Below are 17,354 nucleotides of genomic sequence, written 5' to 3' on the forward strand. Positions count from 1 at the left end.
ATTACTATACTCCCTCTCCTTGGGAGTAGTCTCCGAATAGGAGAGTATGTGACTGGGGAGAGGATATTTTCTTCGTTATTTCTTCATTTTTACGTCGCTTTAGTTCCCTCTTTGGAAGGGGGTAGGGGGAGGTTTTATTCGTCATTCGGTCGTTTATTATCTATTGTAGAGCCACTGTAGAGCCACTGTAGAGCCACTGTAGAGCCACTGTAGAGCCACTCATTGTTTAATTATCCTATAAGCTTTGTATAATCCTCTCCCAATTTCACCATTAACCATTAATCACTAACCATTAACTACAAGCCTTCTTTCACCTATTGTTCGTTCATTCTTTACCTACCCTTGTGGCTCGCACCACGCTGTACCAAATTTGCTAATTGATAAATTATTCTTACCTTTGCCTCTCAAAAATAAACTATAATGGAAGTAAGCAAACGTTATGCACAACGCGGAGTTTCGGCAGCCAAAGACGAAGTGCATAAAGCTATCAAAAATATTAATAAAGGATTATTCCCCAAAGCCTTTTGTAAAATAGTCCCCGATTACCTTACGGGCGACGACAACTATTGTCTTATAATGCACGCCGATGGCGCCGGTACCAAGTCGGCTTTGGCATATATGTATTGGAAAGAAACCGGTGACTTAAGCGTGTGGAAAGGCATTGCACAAGATGCCCTCATAATGAACATAGACGATTTATTGTGCGTGGGAGCAGTCGATAATATTATGCTTTCGTCCACCATTGGGCGCAATAAAAACCTCATTCCTGCGGAAGTCATTTCAGCTATTATCAACGGAACAGAAGAGCTGATTGCAGAACTTTCTGCTTTTGGAGTGCATATCCATTCTACAGGGGGAGAAACTGCCGATGTAGGTGATTTAGTGCGCACTATCATTGTCGATTCTACCGTTACAGCGCGCATAGAACGCCGTAAAGTGATTGATAACGCAAATATCAAAGCGGGCAATGTGATTGTAGGACTCGCCTCCTACGGTCAAGCTACCTACGAAAACCAATACAATGGCGGTATGGGTAGCAACGGACTCACCTCAGCGCGTCACGATGTGTTTGCAAAAGTATTAGCACACAAATATCCCGAAAGTTTTGATGCCGCTGTCCCCAATGAGCTCGTATATGCTGGCACGAAACAACTTACCGACAAGGTAATTGGCAGTCCGTTAAACGCTGGCAAACTCGTTCTCTCTCCTACTCGTACCTATGCACCCATCATCAAGAAGATATTAGAAAAGTACAACAATACCCAAATATGTGGAATGGTGCATTGCAGTGGAGGCGCACAAACTAAAATATTGCACTTTGTAGATAACTTGCATATTATCAAAGACAACCTTTTCCCTACCCCTCCCCTTTTCAAACTCATTCAAGAAGAATCCAACACCGATTGGAAAGAGATGTACCAAGTGTTCAACTGTGGGCATCGTATGGAGCTCTATGTAGAGGAAGCCATTGCAGAAGATATTATCACTATTGCAAAATCATTTAATGTAGAAGCGCAAATCATAGGTAGGGTAGCCTCATCAGATAATAAATGTCTCACTATAAAAAGCGAATACGGTACTTTTGAATACTAAATTAAACATACGAACTGATGTACGATGGGCATTTACCTATTTCGTTATAGTAGTGTGCTTGGGTATCTTTATGCGCTCGGTACAAGTAGTGGACTATCCTTTCGATTTCAATTATCGAAATATCGTACATACTCATTCGCATTTAGCACTTTTAGGGTTTGTATACGTACTGCTCTCGGCTATTTTAGTGCGAACTTTCATTCCTCTTAACGCTCAACTTCACAAACGTTACCGATGGCTGTTCTACATCACTCAGTTATCGGTATTAGGTATGTTATGTAGCTTTCCTTTTCAAGGATATGGGGCTGTTTCTATCAGTTTTTCATCAGTGTTTATCTTCTGTACCTATTTTTTTGCGAAGTTTTTTATGAAGTATGCCACTTCCCCTTTTGTAAAAATGGGAATTTGGTATCTTATCCTATCGAGTTTGGGAATATGGTTGATGCCCGTAACCATAGTGAAATACGGTAAGTTCTCTGATATGTATATGTGTGCCATTGCCTTCTTTTTGCACTTTCAATACAATGGTTTTATGCTCAGTAGCCTAATGGGACTCTTTATAAAGAAATACGGTTGGGACGTTCAATATCCTCAGCTCATCAAGCGTGTATTCATTCTGTTTCAAGCGGGAATTATAGGTTCACTTTTCATCTCTTGGGTAGGCTATTTTAGCTATCCTATTTACTATATCGTAGGAGGAGCTTCGGTGCTTATTTGGCTCATTGCGGTAGTGATGATATTGCGTTTATACCTAAAAACTCAACCTAAGAGTTTTTTAGCTACTGTATTTATCAGTTTCTTTATCGCCAAAGTAGTGATGATGTTCACAGGTGCTTTCCCTGTTCTTACGCCTTATTTGTTTAAAAACATCGACCTGTTGATAAGTTACTTGCACTTTAATTTTCTAGGGATTGTAACCATAGGTCTCTTGCTGTTTTTAGAAGAAGTATACAAAGTAAACCGATGGCTCGTTTATCTGTTTCTTTTTGCTTTTATCACCACCGAGGTACTCATCACCTACAAAGGTTTTTCAGTAATTGTAAACTATCCTATTTTCAGTAATTTTTATGAATGGTTATGGGCATTCACTGCTCTTTTTTACTTTCCCGCAATAGGGTGGTTCATCGGTAGTTTTAAAATAAAATAAAGTAGAAAGTTTCGTTTTTCCAATATAAATACTACTTTTGCAAATTGGTTAGTGCAATTAGGCACATCTTTTGATATAATAACAGAACGTTTAAAGTTAATAACGAAGTTTATGAATAAAACAAAAATTTGGTCAGTACTTGTAATACTGTTGTTCACTACTCCTTTTTTTGCCCAAAACAATGAGCGCAGAAAGGTAGATGGTGTAGCAGCGGTAGTAGGTGATTATTTGATTTTAGAATCAGATATCGACAAGGCGTATATTGATTTGCAACAGCAAGAGGTAGACACTCGTGAAATCAACCGTTGCCAGATGCTCGGCAAACTGATGGAGGACAAACTCTACGCTCACCAAGCTGTGCAAGACAGTGTGAAGCTCACCGATAGCGAAGTACGTGACCAAGTGAACCAACGTATTGAGTTTTTGACCGCTCAGTTAGGTGGCGACATTAAGAAACTTTTAGAGTTCTATAAAAAAGACGACGAACAATCTATGCGCGATGAGCTTTTCAACCTCCTAAAAGTGAGTATGCTCGCTCAGCGTATGAAACAACAAATTATAAAAGATATAGAAGTAACTCCTGAGGAAATACGCACCTTCTTCAACGCTATTCCAGCCGATGAACGTCCGCACTTTGGTACTGAATTAGAAATCGCTCAAATTGTAGTCAATCCTGTAGCTCCCAAGAGTTCGGTACAAAAAGTAATAAACCAACTCAACGATATTAAAAAAGATGTAGAGGAAAACGGTATGAGTTTTTCTACCAAAGCCATTCTCTACTCCCAAGACCGCGCTACTGGCGGACAAGTACTCACCTTCAACCGTAACTCTGCTTTTGATAAAGCTTTTAAAGACGTAGCCTTCACTCTGCGGGAAGGAGAAATATCTAAGCCCTTTGAGTCTAGCTTCGGTTGGCATATTATCCAAATGGACAAGATTCGCGGTAAGGAAGTAAGTGTACGACACATCTTGTTAATGCCTGAAATTCCTGAAGAAGCTCTCAACGAGGCTAAAGAGAAGATAGCCAAAATACGCGACCGCATTGTAAACAAAGAGGTTACTTTCGACGAGGCTGCACGTAATTTCTCCGATGAAAAAGAAACCCGCAACGATGGCGGTCAGCTTATCAACCCCGAAGACCTTTCTACTCGTTTCGAGCTTACCCGTATAGAGCCTACACTTTACGCTCGCATTTCAGACCTTAAAGACAATGAGGTATCAGTACCTTTCCTGGACGAAGATAGAACAGGCAAAAAGACCTATAAGATTTACCAAATCACCAACCGTATTGAGGAACACCAAGCCGACTTTGTAAAGGATTACGTAAAGATACAAGATTTAGCTCTGAAAGAAAAACAACTGAAAGCCATCAGTAAGTGGATGAAAGAACATATCGAGAAAACTTATATTTCAGTAAACGGAGAATACAAGAACTGTAAGTTTGAAAACAATTGGCTTAAGAAATAATTAGTAAATAGTGAAAAGCAAGTTTTGTTTTTCACTATTTTTTATTACTTTTGCCTCATCAATGTTTATATAGCTCAGTATATGATTTCCGTTTACAAACTAAAACCTAAATTTCAGCAGTTGCTACACCCTATCTTGCTGTTCTTGCATCGTAAGAAAGTAACTGCAAACCAAATAACGATAGTTGCTATTTTGTTTTCTTTAATAATTGGAGTGCTCTTTTGGCAAGCCTCTGAATGTCGTTACTTCTTCTTAGCCTTACCTATAGGTTTACTCTTGCGTATGATTCTCAATGCACTCGACGGAATGATGGCTCGCGAGTTCCAGCAAACCACTTCTTTAGGTGAAATCCTCAACGAATTGGGTGATGTGATTTCTGATGTGTTCATCTTCTTCCCTTTGCTAAAATATCACCCCGAAAGCCTTTATTTAGTAGTTATTTTTATTGTGCTCAGCGTTCTCAATGAATTTGCGGGCGTAATGGGCAAAGTGTTAGGCGGTGAAAGACGCTATGAAGGACCTATGGGTAAAAGCGACCGTGCCTTACTGATAGGCATTTACGGACTTTTAGCTTTCTTGGGCGTTTCTATCACTTCCTACTCAGCGATTGTCTTCGGGATTATAATTGCTTTACTATTTCTCAGCACCTTTATTCGTCTCAAAAAAGGACTTTATGCCCAACACTAATAGCCATAGTAAGTTTGCCGATGTACCTCTTCGCGTTAGGAGTTGGGTATTCATTATTGCTGTCTTCGCAGGGGCTGTATATAATAAACTTACGATGCGTATTTTTATTTGTTGGGTGAGTTTTCAATGTTTAAAAGAGTTAGGACGGCTCTTTTCTTTCAACACCCGTTACTTACCTATTGTTATTGCTATACTACACGGCGTTTTGCTTTTCTGTTCTCCTCATTATCAAATTTATTTATTAGGAGCTATAGTTCTGCTCATTATTTCAGTTTTAGGAACTTTCTTTGTAGCCAAAAACAAAGTACTTTATATAGCTCTCTCTTTACTCATCGTTTTATTTGCTTATCCACATTTGTTTTTTTTGCTTTCAGTACCTAACGGCTTATTATGGCTTATCTTTTTGGTTGTTTCCACCGAACTGAACGACGTGTTTCAATACTTATCAGGCAAATGCTTTGGCAAACGGAAAATACTGCCCGAGGTGAGTCCAAATAAAACTATAGCAGGTTGCGTAGGAGGAATTTTACTCACGCCTTTTGTAAGCGTGTGTTTGGCGTATGTGCTCGGTTTGCAAGCGTCCCTTTACACGTGGCTACTCTTAGGGGTAGCTATTAGCTTTTTCGGCTTTTGGGGTGATGTATGTATTTCCTTTCTCAAACGCAAAGCAGGCGTAAAGGATACTGGCAACCTTATTCCTGGTCACGGCGGACTTTTAGACCGTATGGATAGCCTTTTGTTAAACAGTATATGGTTCTTTCTATGGGTACAGTGAAAACATTCCATCATTCCTTAGTTTTCTCAGGAGGGGGTACACGTTTTGCCCTTTATGGCGGTATGTACAATGCTTTAGATGATTTAGGCAAAACTCCTTCGCTACTGATAGCCTCTTGTGGAGGTGCTTTTGCAACTCTAATCATCAACGCTTTTCCTACACATACTGCTCGCAAAGCCTACCTGCAATCCGAAGAATTTTATAACTTCATCAAGAGTCTTTCTCTCACTCCTTATAGCCAATTATACCGTATAGGTTTTTTAGCTCTTAAAAAACAATACGACAAGAAGCAAGCTCCTTATATTGAAGATGTGTCTCATCGCTATTTAGTAACAATGGCACAAGACCTTTCTAACCTATTACCGAGTCTCGCGAAAGTGCAATTCTCCTCTACCCTACCTACTATTATTATCGGTTCTAAAATGTTATTCACTCCTGATGAATGTGGCAAACGGAGAGGGGCTCGTAAGCTTTACCAAAAAGTACTCTTTACCGATACACAAACTGCAAGACATATAAATCTGCAAGCCATTCAAATCTCTTCTGATAACTATTTACAATCGGCAGTTGCTAAAGATATTCTCCTTAAAACAGAGATACCAATGCTCACTGCTGCCCGCATTTCAGTTTCTGATATGTTCTACGTAGCTCCGGTGAATATAGCAGATGATGTGTTTGCAGGAGGTGCAATAGATTTACTACCTATAGAATTAGCAAATACTCTTTCGCAAGAAGTGATAAGAGAGGAAAAACAGCCTTATAGTTCTACTGAAGAAGCGTTAGTGCGTGCAGTTTTAGGTTTTAGTGGCAACGAGCGTTTAGCCGAAGTAGCACAATATCCCGCTCGGCTCATCGATACCCGAGATGCTACTATGGTCTTAAAAGGATTTTACTCAGAGAAGTATATCAACTGGAAACGATGTGCGGTAGATATTCACTTTCCAAAAAGCTACGCTCACTATCGTGAACAAATAGAAAAACAATGGAACTACGGTTATCAAACTACAATAAACGCTTTTAAACAATGAATATATTTATCATAGGAGGCACCTCAGGCATAGGGTTAGCATTGGCGAGCTATTATTACCTACAAGGCAATCGCGTAGGTGTATGTGGAAGAGATTTGCAAAAGCTCGCTGATGAATCACGTTTTGAGAAGTACCAAGCCGATGTAACCAATATAGTGCAATTACAAAACGTTATACAGCAATTCGCAGGCGAGAGGGCTTTGTCGTTGCTCATCAATTGTGCAGGTAGTTATGCTGAAGATGTTGCAGATGAGATTAGCTATGAAGAAGCTGTGGCAATGCTTCAAACCAATATTATGGGAACGGTGAACTGCTTAGAAGTTGGACGAAAAGCAATGTGCCACACAGGCGGACAAATAGTCTTACTCGCATCTATTTCGGGTATTTTAGACTACCCCGAGTCAAGCCTATACACCAAGACCAAGCGTAGTGTGATACAAATAGCCGATGCTTATCGCCGTGCTTTGCGTCGGTATGGAATCGTAATTACTACCATTGCTCCAGGCTATGTAGATACCGAAAAACTACGCGACCTCAACCACAACGACCTCTCTAAGAAACCTTTTCTTGTAACCGAAGCCCAAGCTGTGAGGAAAATCACACAAGCTATTACTGAAAAGAAAGCATTGCTTTTATTCCCAAAACGGATGAAATGGTTAATGCGTTTCCTCTCATATATGCCCTCTTTCCTACTTTCAAAGATAATGTATAAGAAAGCTCATTATATGAAGAAATAAAATTTATTATCCTTCCGTTGTTGCTTTTGTCTTTAAAAATTGTACCTTTGCGGTATTAAAAACGTAAAACAGAAGAAATACAATGAATATCCAGCAACTTACCGACCTTACTACGCAGGTGCGTAGAGATATCCTCAGAATGGTTCACAAAGTAAATTCAGGTCACCCAGGGGGCTCTTTGGGTTGCGCTGAATTCCTTGTATGCCTCTATAATGAGGTAATGGACATCAAACTACCTTTCTCTATGGAAGGTAAAAACGAGGACTTGTTCTTCCTCTCTAACGGACATATATCGCCAGTGTTTTACAGTGTATTAGCACGACGTGGGTTCTTTCCAGTAAGTGAACTGAACACTTTTCGCTTGCTCAATTCTCGCTTACAAGGTCACCCTACCCCTCACGAAGGGTTAGAAGGTGTACGCGTGGCTTCGGGTTCATTGGGACAAGGGCTTTCAGTAGCGATTGGGGTGGCTTTGGCTAAAAAACTCAACGGCGATAACCACTTGGTATATACCCTCCACGGCGATGGTGAACTGCAAGAAGGGCAAATATGGGAAGCGGCAATGTACGCCGGGGGTAAAGGAGTGGACAACCTCATCGCTACTGTAGATTACAACCACAAACAGATTGATGGACCTACTGATAAAGTAATGCCTTTGGGCAACCTTCGCGCCAAATGGGAAGCCTTTGGTTGGCAAGTAATCGATATTGAAAAGGGTAACGATATCGCCTCTATCTTAAAAGGATTGGCAGATGCAAAAGCTTTAACCGGCAAAGGCAAACCTGTATGTATCTTACTCCATACCGAAATGGGTAATGGGGTAGACTTTATGATGGGCACTCACGCTTGGCACGGCAAGGCTCCTAACGACGAGCAATTAGCCAAAGGCTTAGCACAGAATCCTGAAACTTTAGGAGACTACTAATAAAGATTAAAAGAGCAAATCAGCTTATCGCTACGAAAGTAGAGGAAAGTCTGGACACCACAGAGCATCATAGCGGGTAACACCCGTCCGCCGCGAGGCGAGGACAAGTGCAACAGAAAGAATGTATGGGTAATGCCATAGTGAAATCAGGTAAACTCTATGAGGTGCAACGTCGCGTAAACCAGCGTTTGAGGGTTGCTCGCCCGATGTTGGAGGGTAGGCGGTTAGAGCTAATGAGCAATCATTAACCGAGATAAATGATAAGCACCTGCTCAGTAAGAGTAGGTACAGAATCCGGCTTATGATTTGCTCTTTTTTATACCCAAAAAAGCCAAAGAGCTGTCCTCTTTTGAGGACAGCTCTTTGGCTTTTTTGGGTTTATTTTGTAAATTATCGCTTGTCTCTTAATGACCAACCTGTTTTAAGTCCAATGATGAAGTATACCAATAGCAATTCACCTATTGCTAAGAGTATATCACCTGGAATGCGTAACCAACGTATGGTTTGCATCAAATCAGTGTGCATAAACTCCTCAGAACGCGCTGACCAATAGCCGTTTTGAATAGCTTCTACTGCTTGCATAATACCTATAGGAAGTAAGCTTCCTACCAACATCACAAGCAACCCTATATTTATCAACCAGAATGCCCAACCAAGAATCTTGTTATTCCAGTGACGATCAGGATACAAACCGCGAAGCACAAACAAGATAAGTCCAATACCAAGGATACCATATACCCCAAAGAGGGCTGCGTGTCCGTGAACTGCCGTAGTGTTTAATCCTTGAATGTAGTACAAGGCAATAGGCGGGTTAATGGCAAAACCAAAGATACCTGCCCCAAGGAAGTTCCAGAAACACATCGCAATAAAGCAATAGATAGGCCATTTGTAGGCTTTTATCCACTCAGTAGATTTAGAAATCTTATAGTTGTGATAAGCCTCATATCCTATGAGTACCAAAGGCACAATCTCCAAAGCACTAAAAGTAGCTCCTAAGGCTAATACACCCGTAGGGGTAGCACTAAAATACAAGTGGTGGAATGTACCCAATATACCCCCTGCTAAGAATACAATAGTAGAGAACAATACTGAGGCACTCGCCACTTTCAAGCGCAATAAGCCCATACGTGAGAACAAGAAAGCAGCCACTACGGTAGCAAATACTTCAAAGAAGCCTTCTACCCAAAGGTGAACTACCCACCAACGCCAATATTCGGCAATAGCCATATGTGTTTGGCGACCATACATTAAGCCTGCTCCATAGAAAGCTGCAATAGCTATAGAAGCCAATACAAAGAGTAATAACAAATGGCGGTTTTCGTCTTTCTTTCGTAAAGCAGGTAATAAAGCTCTTACCATCAAGAACAACCACAAGAATAAGCCTACAAGCAATAGTATTTGCCAAAAACGACCCAATTCTAGATATTCATAACCTTGATGTCCAAAGTAGAAGTTTTCTACTAAGCCTAATTTTTGCATCACGCCAAACCATTGTCCTGCCAAAGAACCTAACACCACTATCAGTAGGGCGATAAAGAGTATATTTACCCCCAATTTTTGATATTTAGGCTCGTGTCCTGATACCGCAGGAGCTATGTAAAGCCCTGTAGCCAGCCAAGAGGTTGCTATCCAGAAAATAGCCAACTGTACGTGCCAGCTACGCGAAATAGCCTGTGGAAATATCATATCAAGCGGAATACCAAAGAAACCTCCTCCTTCTACACCATAGTGCGCTGTAATCACCCCTGCCACCATCTGTACCAAGATAAGTAACGATACTATCCAAATGTATTTAAGGGTAGCTTTCATTGAAGGTGTAGGTTTCATACCGCGCATTGGGTCTTCCGCAGGAAGATGTTCATTTTCTTCTTCCTCTTTGTTGCTTGCGTGATAATACACCAAGAGTCCCACCCCGAAAAGCAACATCAGTACGCTAAATCCTGACCACATTTGTAGTGAAGTCGAAGGGTGATTGCCTATCACAGGGTCGTAAGGCCAGTTATTGGTATAGGTTACATCGCTATTAGGACGATTAGTGCTACATACCCAAGAAGTCCACGTAAAGAATGCATTCATCTGTTGCATACGCACAGGGTCTTTGATAGCATTCTTCGGAATCGCGTAATGAGTGCGCGTTTCACTTAGCGAAGGGTCGTCCATAAAGAGTTTGGTGTAATACGCAGCCAACTCTTTAGCCACCTGAGCACGCTCTGGCGAGAAGGTAATCACACCTGTTTCTTGGTTAAAGGTGTTCGTACGCAACTCTTTGCGCAACTGCACTTGGTACTTCGCTTGCTCATCTTCAGGCAGGTCTTTGTACACCTTACCGTCTTTCTGAGCAAAAAGCTCTAATAGCAATACCGATTCGCGGTGTAGATAATCAGCATTCCAGTCGGGTGCTATATAAGCACCGTGTCCCCAAATACTACCTACGGTTTGACCACCCATCGATTGCCAAACATTCTGACCATCTTTAATGTCTTGCCCTTCATAGAGCACTTCCCCATTGGTCGTTACAATCTTTTCGGGGAAAGGAGGTGCTGTACGGTATATTTCTACACCGAAGAGAATCAGCACAAGGAATGAAGCAGCTACTGTTGCTCCAAGCCAAATCCATAATTTCTTAGCTGTCATAAATAAAATATATTAGTGTTTTTGTAATTTCTGGGTGCAAATATATAAAAGATAATTGTATCTTATATATCTTTTGTATTATTTTTTTGCGTCCAATTTTAAATTTTTCTTGCAAAAAAGAAGGTTACCTATTGAAAATCAATAGGTAACCTTCCTTATTTTTTTATGAGTTTTGTACTCCTTCTTTTCTGCTATTCTTCTTTTATTTTATCAAATGCTGAATAGTTTTCACTACTCCCGCCTCGTTATTATCGTATTCAGTCACGTAATTAGCAATAGCTTTCAAAGCCTCTTGGGCATTCTTCATCGCGTAACTCATCTCAGCGGTTTGTATCATTTCTACATCGTTCATATGGTCGCCAAAAACCACTGTTTCCGATGGCAAGACCCCTAATTTCTCTTGCAGACGTCTTACCGCCACCCCTTTATTCACATCACTTCGGGTAATATCAAGCCATATCTCTCCTGAGACCACCACATTAAAATCATTCTCATACTTTTTCAAAAGAGGATAGCTATTGATCCTTGAAATTCCTTCATCACAAATAGTTATTTTAAAGATGTCATCATTCACTTCCGAAAAGTTCATCACCTTTGTATGAGCGGGATAATGTCTGGCTATTTCATCAAAAATAGTAACACTATCCGTCTTAATGTAGGCATTCTCTCTCCCACAAAGCGCTACCCCTATTTGCCCAATCTGTTCACAAGTTTCCAATATAGGGCGAATACCATTAGGGTTCAAAGGGTTTTCAAAAAGCGTCTCCCCTTTGTATATTAGCGAAGCTCCGTTATCAGGAGCAAAAGCTATCTCGTCTTTAATAGGTGCAAAAAGCTCGTGCAAACTCTGTATTTGTCGTCCACTCGCCACGCAAAAATTAATTCTACGGGCTCGTATCTCCTTAAAAACTTCCCAAAAACTCTCAGGTACTTCCTTCTGATTATTCACCAAAGTACCATCAATATCCGTTACTATAAGTTTTATCATACATTCTAATTTTCGGCAAATATACAAAATTATTCACACATATCGTTCAAATATGGTTCTCATATATCTCAACCACCCCTTCACTTCCGTTTTACTTCGTTTTATTATCCTCAAAATTACCTCTTTTTCTCATCTTTTAACCACTCACTTTCAAACACTTATATACCCTTTCTATACCAATCGTCCAAGATTCGTATAAGCTTCCTATAAGCTCTCTATAAGCTACCCCCACCCTCCTTATAGCCTTTTTTCATCAAAAACCCTCCCTCCTCTCTTCCGAACTTCTCCGATATCTTCCGAAAACTCCTATACGTCATTTTGCGGTATACACTTTGGCTAAGTTTAAAACTTTGCCAAAGTTAATTATTGGCATTTCTGGCATTATTGGCATTTCTGGTATTATCAGTATTATTGACATTTTTTTTTTTGCAATTCATAATTATTTTGTAATTTTGCATCTTGAAAACTATGAAAAGACAATCGTTACACACGCGCATCTTCGCCTTTCTGCTACTGTTTTGTATGCTGAAAGTAGCCTTTCCAGTGGGTGAATTCTTTCATAATCACCACACTCAGGAAGAGTTATGCGCTATAGCTACCGGCGATAAGTGTCATCACAACGCTCACCTTTCAGCGGTAGACACTCATCACGATTGTATTTTTGTACAACTGCATCAATTCTTTGCTCCTTCATTTTTTATCTATCTATTCTTAGAGCAAAGTGCAACAGCAGTATTCTTCTTTATCGAAAAAGGCTTTCCTCAAAGCACCTTTACTATCTTTTCAAGAGGTCCTCCGATGTAATTAGCTGATGAGTTAATTAGTAAATTAGCAAAAGAGGAGTCATTCCTCTTGTTACCCAGCTTGCTAATTTCCAAATTCCCAAAATTTTCAAATTGATTTTATGCAAAAGATATTCAGTCTTCTGCTACTCAGTTGTGCATTCTCGCTATATGCGCAAGAAACCTTGCAACTGCAAATAGAAGACACTCAAAAACTACCCTTAGGCAATGCGGTAGTGCATTTCGTTGGAAAGCACTTTATAAGCGATGCCGATGGGAAGGTAACGATAAAAAAACTCAGCAAGGGCTCTTACCCTATCAAAGTAACCTATTTAGGCTATCACGATTACGAAAGTACTGTCATCATTCCACACTCACAACCTCTTGTGATTGTAATGAAAGAAGCAGTGAGTGTACTCGAAGGGACTACCGTATCAGGACATACAACTCAACAGTATGTGAGAGGCTTAACTCCATCTATCATATCCATTTCGCTCAAAAGAAATAGCTTGATAGACAAACAAGGCGACGATTTAGCCAAAGTGCTCACCTCTATATCGGGAGTATCGATGATACAAACAGGCGCGACTATTGCTAAACCGGTAATTCACGGCTTGCACAGCAATCGTATCTTGATACTCAACAACGAAGTGCGCCAAGAAGGACAACAATGGGGTGCCGACCACGCTCCCGAAATCGACCCTTTGGTAGCCGACCAAATAACGGTGGTAAAAGGTGCTGAATCGGTGCGTTATGGCTCTGATGCCTTAGGTGGAGTGATTCTCATAGAACAAAAAAAACTCCCTTATAGCGACGGTCTGCACGCCAACTTAGCTTCTTCGTTTGGCTCTAACGGACGCAAATTGAGTACTACGTTAAAAGTCGAAAGTTCAGTCCCCGAATTGCCTTCTTGGGCGTGGCGTGTACAAGGAACTTTGAAACGTTCAGGCGACATCAGTACAGCTAATTACCTACTGAATAACACTGCTGCTCGTGAAGCCAATTTCTCAGTAGCGACAGGCGTTCAGAAGGAAAAAGGCACTGCTGAAATATTTTACAGTAGGTATGAGAACGAAAGCAGTGTGTTCTACGGTTCGCATATTGGGAATTTAGACGATTTGCTCGCTCGGTTCGAAATTGGAAGACCGCTTACCACTTATCCGTTTTCGTATAGCATCAATGCACCCAAGCAAAAAGTAGTGCACCACCTGTTAAAAGGTAAAACGTTCTATTTCTTGCCCTTCGGAGGAAAACTCACCGCACAATACGCTTTTCAGAAAGATATTCGTCAGGAGTTCAGTGTTCGCCGAATGGACAGAACCCGCATCCCAGCCTTAAATATGGAGCTCACTACCCACGCACTCGATGTGTATTGGGAAAACGCTTACAGCAAATGGAAGAGTACCATAGGGGGTAGTTTCAACAAGCAGGACAACTACAACCAACCCGGTACGGGGGTAGTACCTGTAATCCCTAACTATGCCTCACTTAGTTATGGTGCTTTTGCAATACAACGTTTTCAGCGAGATGCTTGGTTATTAGAAGCAGGTGTGCGTTACGACTATAAGTACCTCAATGCCGATGGTTACGATATGTACTCACAGCGTTACGGAGGCGAACACAACTTCCATAATTTCACCTATACCTTAGGAGGAACAATGCCTCTCTCGCGAGTTTCACAACTGAAATCTAACATAGGCGTGGCGTGGCGTGCTCCTCAGGTGAACGAACTGTACAGTAGCGGACTTCATCACGGCGCAGGTACTTATGATTTAGGTGACGATAAGCTCGAATCAGAAACAGGAGTGAAGTGGGTTACCTCTCTTTTGCTAAACAATGAGAATAAACGTTGGAATGTAAATCTCGACCTTTATATCCAATATATTAAGAATTACATTTACGATTATCCTACCGGCGAAGTGCAAACCCTCTTTTCAGGCGTGTATCCTATCTTTCAGTACACCCAAGCCAATGCGTTTTTTAGAGGCGCTGACCTCGATGCTACTGTTCGTTTGTTAAACAAAAACAGAGTAGCACAAGTAGGCAATCCTACAAGTTTAGACTACCATTTGAAAGCCTCAGTAGTATGGGCTAACGAAGTGAAAACGAGACGTTACTTTCCGTTTATCCCTGCCCCTCGTTTCAGTCAGTCGCTAGAATATAACAAAACGCACCGCAACAGTTTATTAAGCCGTATGAGTGCTAGCATAGGACATACTTTTGTAGCCAAGCAAACACGCTTTGAGCCCTCACAAGAATTAGTGCCTACTACACCCGATGCCTATCACCTTTTCGAGGCGAGTATAGGAGGTACTTTGGATATAGGCAAACGCCAAACCCTGGACATAAGGTTATCTGCCGAAAACCTTTTTAATACTGAATATAAGGAATACACCAATCGTTTTAGGTATTATGCCCACGATTTGGGTAGGAACGTATATTTAAGAATAAATTACAATTTTTAAACACTATTAAAATGAAAAAGATATCTTATTATTTAAAAGCTATTAGTCTAATAGCATTAGTATGTTTTACAATGGGTAGTTGTAGTAAAGACAACACTAAACCCACTCCTCCAACCGATGAAACCAAAGACAGAGGGCACGATATGCCCGACAAAGTGCAGTTTATCATTACCAATTTAGGAACTAACGAGGTGCAAGAGCGCACCGCCAACAAATCAGCTAAAGGAATAGTGTATGACATCACCGAGCCTATAAAATGGCAAGTGGGACACGAATACCGTTTCGAGATTGTCTATTACAACAATGGAGCTCGTATGAACTACGAGTTTGTAAGTGCCAAAATGGCTCCTATTCATCAGCACTTCTTTCAGTTATTTCAAGGAGAATATCCTAAAGATGAAGCGGGAAGAACCGCTATGGTAACGGCTATGAACAAAGCGGTAAGCTATGTATATCAGGATACCGACCCCGAAAATGCTACTTATGGCACACAAGGAGTGAAATTGCGCTTGCGCACTTGGGATAAAACCAACCCTGAGCAGCGCGACCCTATTGGACTTAAAGGCGTCTTTCACATTAAAGACGAGGCTACCGCAGGTGATTACAAGTTGCGCATCAAGTTAGCACACTTTCTTATTGCTAATAAGCTCAACCCTAAAACTCAAGAAGAGCGTCCATACAACGTAGTGGAGTATTCTAACGCCTTTCAATTAGACTCTGATATGATACTCCCTATACAGATTATTCGTTAGCTGTGTGTATTATGAACTTTGCCAAAATTTTAAACTTTGGCAAAGGTGATACCTTGCTAATACATTATTTACAAAACAATAACTTTTAATATTAAAAAACGATGAAAAGAATATATTATATCTTAAAAATCAGTTTATTTTTACTATTTGTAACAATAACCCTAAATTCTTGCAGTAAGGACAAAAACCCAGAAAACCCTATTATTACAAACCCTACTGAATTTGCGTGGAGCAAACTAGAAGTGCGCTTTACCAAAGGGCATTCTCACGGCTATTTTCACGGAAACCCCGATTATCCTGTGAAATACCTCAAAACAGTACAACGTTTCTATTTTAATAACATAAATGGAGTGCCTACACCTGCTACCGATAACCCTACTGCTATCCGCTGGGAAGGAACTGATGTAGTGGCTGATGATCACCACGATGAAGATGAGGACGAAGATGCTCTCCACAATCATCAGCACAATGCAGGCGTGAGCTTATACGGTATAGAATTGATTTTTTACGACAAAGACGGCAAGCGTGTAAATGCACAACTGAGCACTGGTAATGCTCCTAATCACTACCAATTTTTCTTTATCGCAAATAATTTTGCAGCAGTAGCCAGCAATACAACTGTGCCTACCCAAGCTGAAGCACTCGACTACAAATACCGCGATACCAACCCTGAAGAATTGTATATCAAAGGCGGTAGTTTTGATAAAAACCCTAATGCTCCTAAAGGAGTACTTCGTAAAGAGCAGATAGGCTTGAAAGGCTTTTTTGAAGTAAAAAGAACCTATATAAACTTCGATTTGCAAATCGTATTAGGTGTTTTTACTACCAAGCCCGCAAATCTAACCTATAACACTGTGCCTGCTAATAAAGTGTTAGATATAAAAATACCTATACATATCTACACAGACCTTTTGCGAGAAGACAAGACGGTAGAAGATGCAATGCGCGAGTTTGGTGTTAGTAAAGCCGAAATAAAGAAAGATCAAGACGACATTATAGCTTCTGATCTTTCTCCTGAAAGCAGTGGTACCTTTTTATAATTTTGTGTATATCACTTAGCAATAATAAAAGAGACTGTTCTTTTTTAAGGAACAGTCTCTTTTTTAAACAATAAGTAAAGCTAATAAAACCAGTTTATACTCGTTTTACTCCTATTATCCTCCATTTATTCTATATCTATCCGCGTGTTTTGTACCGTTCATTGTTCGTCTTAGGTTCGTCTCAGCTTCGCTCTTCCTTCGAATAAACATTGATATTCAGATACATTTTCTTCCTTAAAACATTTTCTCTCTTCACTTTTTACTAAAATATCTCAACTTGCTCACAGTATAAAAAGTCATCAAACGAGTTAAAACAATTGTATGAAGTTATAAC

The 17,354-nt window shown here is 40.5% G+C and carries 14 protein-coding genes and 1 other RNA gene; 13 read left to right on the forward strand and 2 right to left on the reverse strand.

Annotated features, from left to right (window positions below; genetic code table 11):
- Nucleotides 1-420 precede the first annotated feature (420 nt).
- The 9 genes from HMPREF1320_RS04180 (at nucleotide 421) to rnpB (ending at nucleotide 8,676) form a co-directional block, all read left to right on the forward strand.
- On the forward strand, nucleotides 421-1,593 hold the full coding sequence (locus HMPREF1320_RS04180; RefSeq protein WP_009417491.1) for an AIR synthase related protein: 1,173 nt from the start codon (nucleotides 421-423) through the stop codon (nucleotides 1,591-1,593).
- 58 nt (nucleotides 1,594-1,651) lie between these two features.
- Nucleotides 1,652-2,740, forward strand: coding sequence for a hypothetical protein (locus HMPREF1320_RS04185; protein ID WP_009417470.1), 1,089 nt, complete (start codon nucleotides 1,652-1,654; stop codon nucleotides 2,738-2,740).
- 111 nt (nucleotides 2,741-2,851) lie between these two features.
- Nucleotides 2,852-4,207 (forward strand): peptidylprolyl isomerase, encoded by a 1,356-nt coding sequence (locus HMPREF1320_RS04190; RefSeq protein WP_009417493.1) that lies wholly within the window; start codon nucleotides 2,852-2,854, stop codon nucleotides 4,205-4,207.
- An 81-nt stretch (nucleotides 4,208-4,288) separates the two neighbouring features.
- Complete coding sequence (locus HMPREF1320_RS04195; RefSeq protein WP_009417515.1) at nucleotides 4,289-4,894, forward strand: CDP-alcohol phosphatidyltransferase family protein; 606 nt, start codon at nucleotides 4,289-4,291, stop codon at nucleotides 4,892-4,894.
- Nucleotides 4,881-5,669 (forward strand): phosphatidate cytidylyltransferase, encoded by a 789-nt coding sequence (locus tag HMPREF1320_RS04200; protein WP_009417497.1) that lies wholly within the window; start codon nucleotides 4,881-4,883, stop codon nucleotides 5,667-5,669. Before HMPREF1320_RS04195 ends, HMPREF1320_RS04200 begins: the two co-directional genes overlap by 14 nt.
- Nucleotides 5,645-6,697: a patatin-like phospholipase family protein gene (locus HMPREF1320_RS04205; RefSeq protein WP_009417514.1), complete on the forward strand. Its 1,053-nt coding sequence runs from the start codon at nucleotides 5,645-5,647 to the stop codon at nucleotides 6,695-6,697. Before HMPREF1320_RS04200 ends, HMPREF1320_RS04205 begins: the two co-directional genes overlap by 25 nt.
- Nucleotides 6,694-7,434, forward strand: coding sequence for an SDR family NAD(P)-dependent oxidoreductase (locus HMPREF1320_RS04210; RefSeq protein ID WP_009417488.1), 741 nt, complete (start codon nucleotides 6,694-6,696; stop codon nucleotides 7,432-7,434). Before HMPREF1320_RS04205 ends, HMPREF1320_RS04210 begins: the two co-directional genes overlap by 4 nt.
- Nucleotides 7,435-7,516: 82 nt before the next feature.
- The gene (locus HMPREF1320_RS04215) at nucleotides 7,517-8,359 is read left to right on the forward strand and encodes a transketolase (protein ID WP_009417516.1); all 843 of its coding nucleotides are present in this window, start codon (nucleotides 7,517-7,519) and stop codon (nucleotides 8,357-8,359) included.
- A gap of 11 nt (nucleotides 8,360-8,370) precedes the next feature.
- Nucleotides 8,371-8,676, forward strand: an RNA gene (gene rnpB, locus HMPREF1320_RS10805) — RNase P RNA component class A.
- A 73-nt stretch (nucleotides 8,677-8,749) separates the two neighbouring features.
- On the opposite strand, the gene HMPREF1320_RS04220 is transcribed toward rnpB, so the two are convergent.
- A complete protein-coding gene (locus HMPREF1320_RS04220) occupies nucleotides 8,750-10,993 on the reverse strand; it encodes a nitric-oxide reductase large subunit (RefSeq protein ID WP_009417468.1) in 2,244 nt (747 codons plus the stop codon).
- A gap of 202 nt (nucleotides 10,994-11,195) precedes the next feature.
- On the reverse strand, nucleotides 11,196-11,981 hold the full coding sequence (locus tag HMPREF1320_RS04225; RefSeq protein WP_009417463.1) for an HAD family hydrolase: 786 nt from the start codon (nucleotides 11,979-11,981) through the stop codon (nucleotides 11,196-11,198).
- 522 nt (nucleotides 11,982-12,503) lie between these two features.
- Here HMPREF1320_RS04225 and HMPREF1320_RS04235 point away from each other — a divergent pair.
- The 4 genes from HMPREF1320_RS04235 to HMPREF1320_RS04250 all read left to right on the forward strand — a co-directional run bounded on the left by HMPREF1320_RS04235 (nucleotide 12,504) and on the right by HMPREF1320_RS04250 (nucleotide 17,020).
- Entirely contained in the window at nucleotides 12,504-12,785 is a 282-nt protein-coding gene (locus tag HMPREF1320_RS04235; RefSeq protein ID WP_009411765.1) for a hypothetical protein, read from the forward strand.
- A gap of 100 nt (nucleotides 12,786-12,885) precedes the next feature.
- Nucleotides 12,886-15,228, forward strand: coding sequence for a TonB-dependent receptor (locus HMPREF1320_RS04240; protein WP_009417521.1), 2,343 nt, complete (start codon nucleotides 12,886-12,888; stop codon nucleotides 15,226-15,228).
- 11 nt (nucleotides 15,229-15,239) lie between these two features.
- Complete coding sequence (locus HMPREF1320_RS04245; protein WP_009417476.1) at nucleotides 15,240-15,980, forward strand: hypothetical protein; 741 nt, start codon at nucleotides 15,240-15,242, stop codon at nucleotides 15,978-15,980.
- A 101-nt stretch (nucleotides 15,981-16,081) separates the two neighbouring features.
- Nucleotides 16,082-17,020, forward strand: a complete 939-nt coding sequence (locus HMPREF1320_RS04250) for a hypothetical protein (protein WP_009417496.1) — start codon at nucleotides 16,082-16,084, stop codon at nucleotides 17,018-17,020.
- The last annotated feature ends 334 nt before the right edge of the window (nucleotides 17,021-17,354 follow it).

This window comes from Capnocytophaga sp. oral taxon 335 str. F0486, assembly GCF_000277665.1.
Taxonomy (GTDB): domain Bacteria; phylum Bacteroidota; class Bacteroidia; order Flavobacteriales; family Flavobacteriaceae; genus Capnocytophaga; species Capnocytophaga ochracea.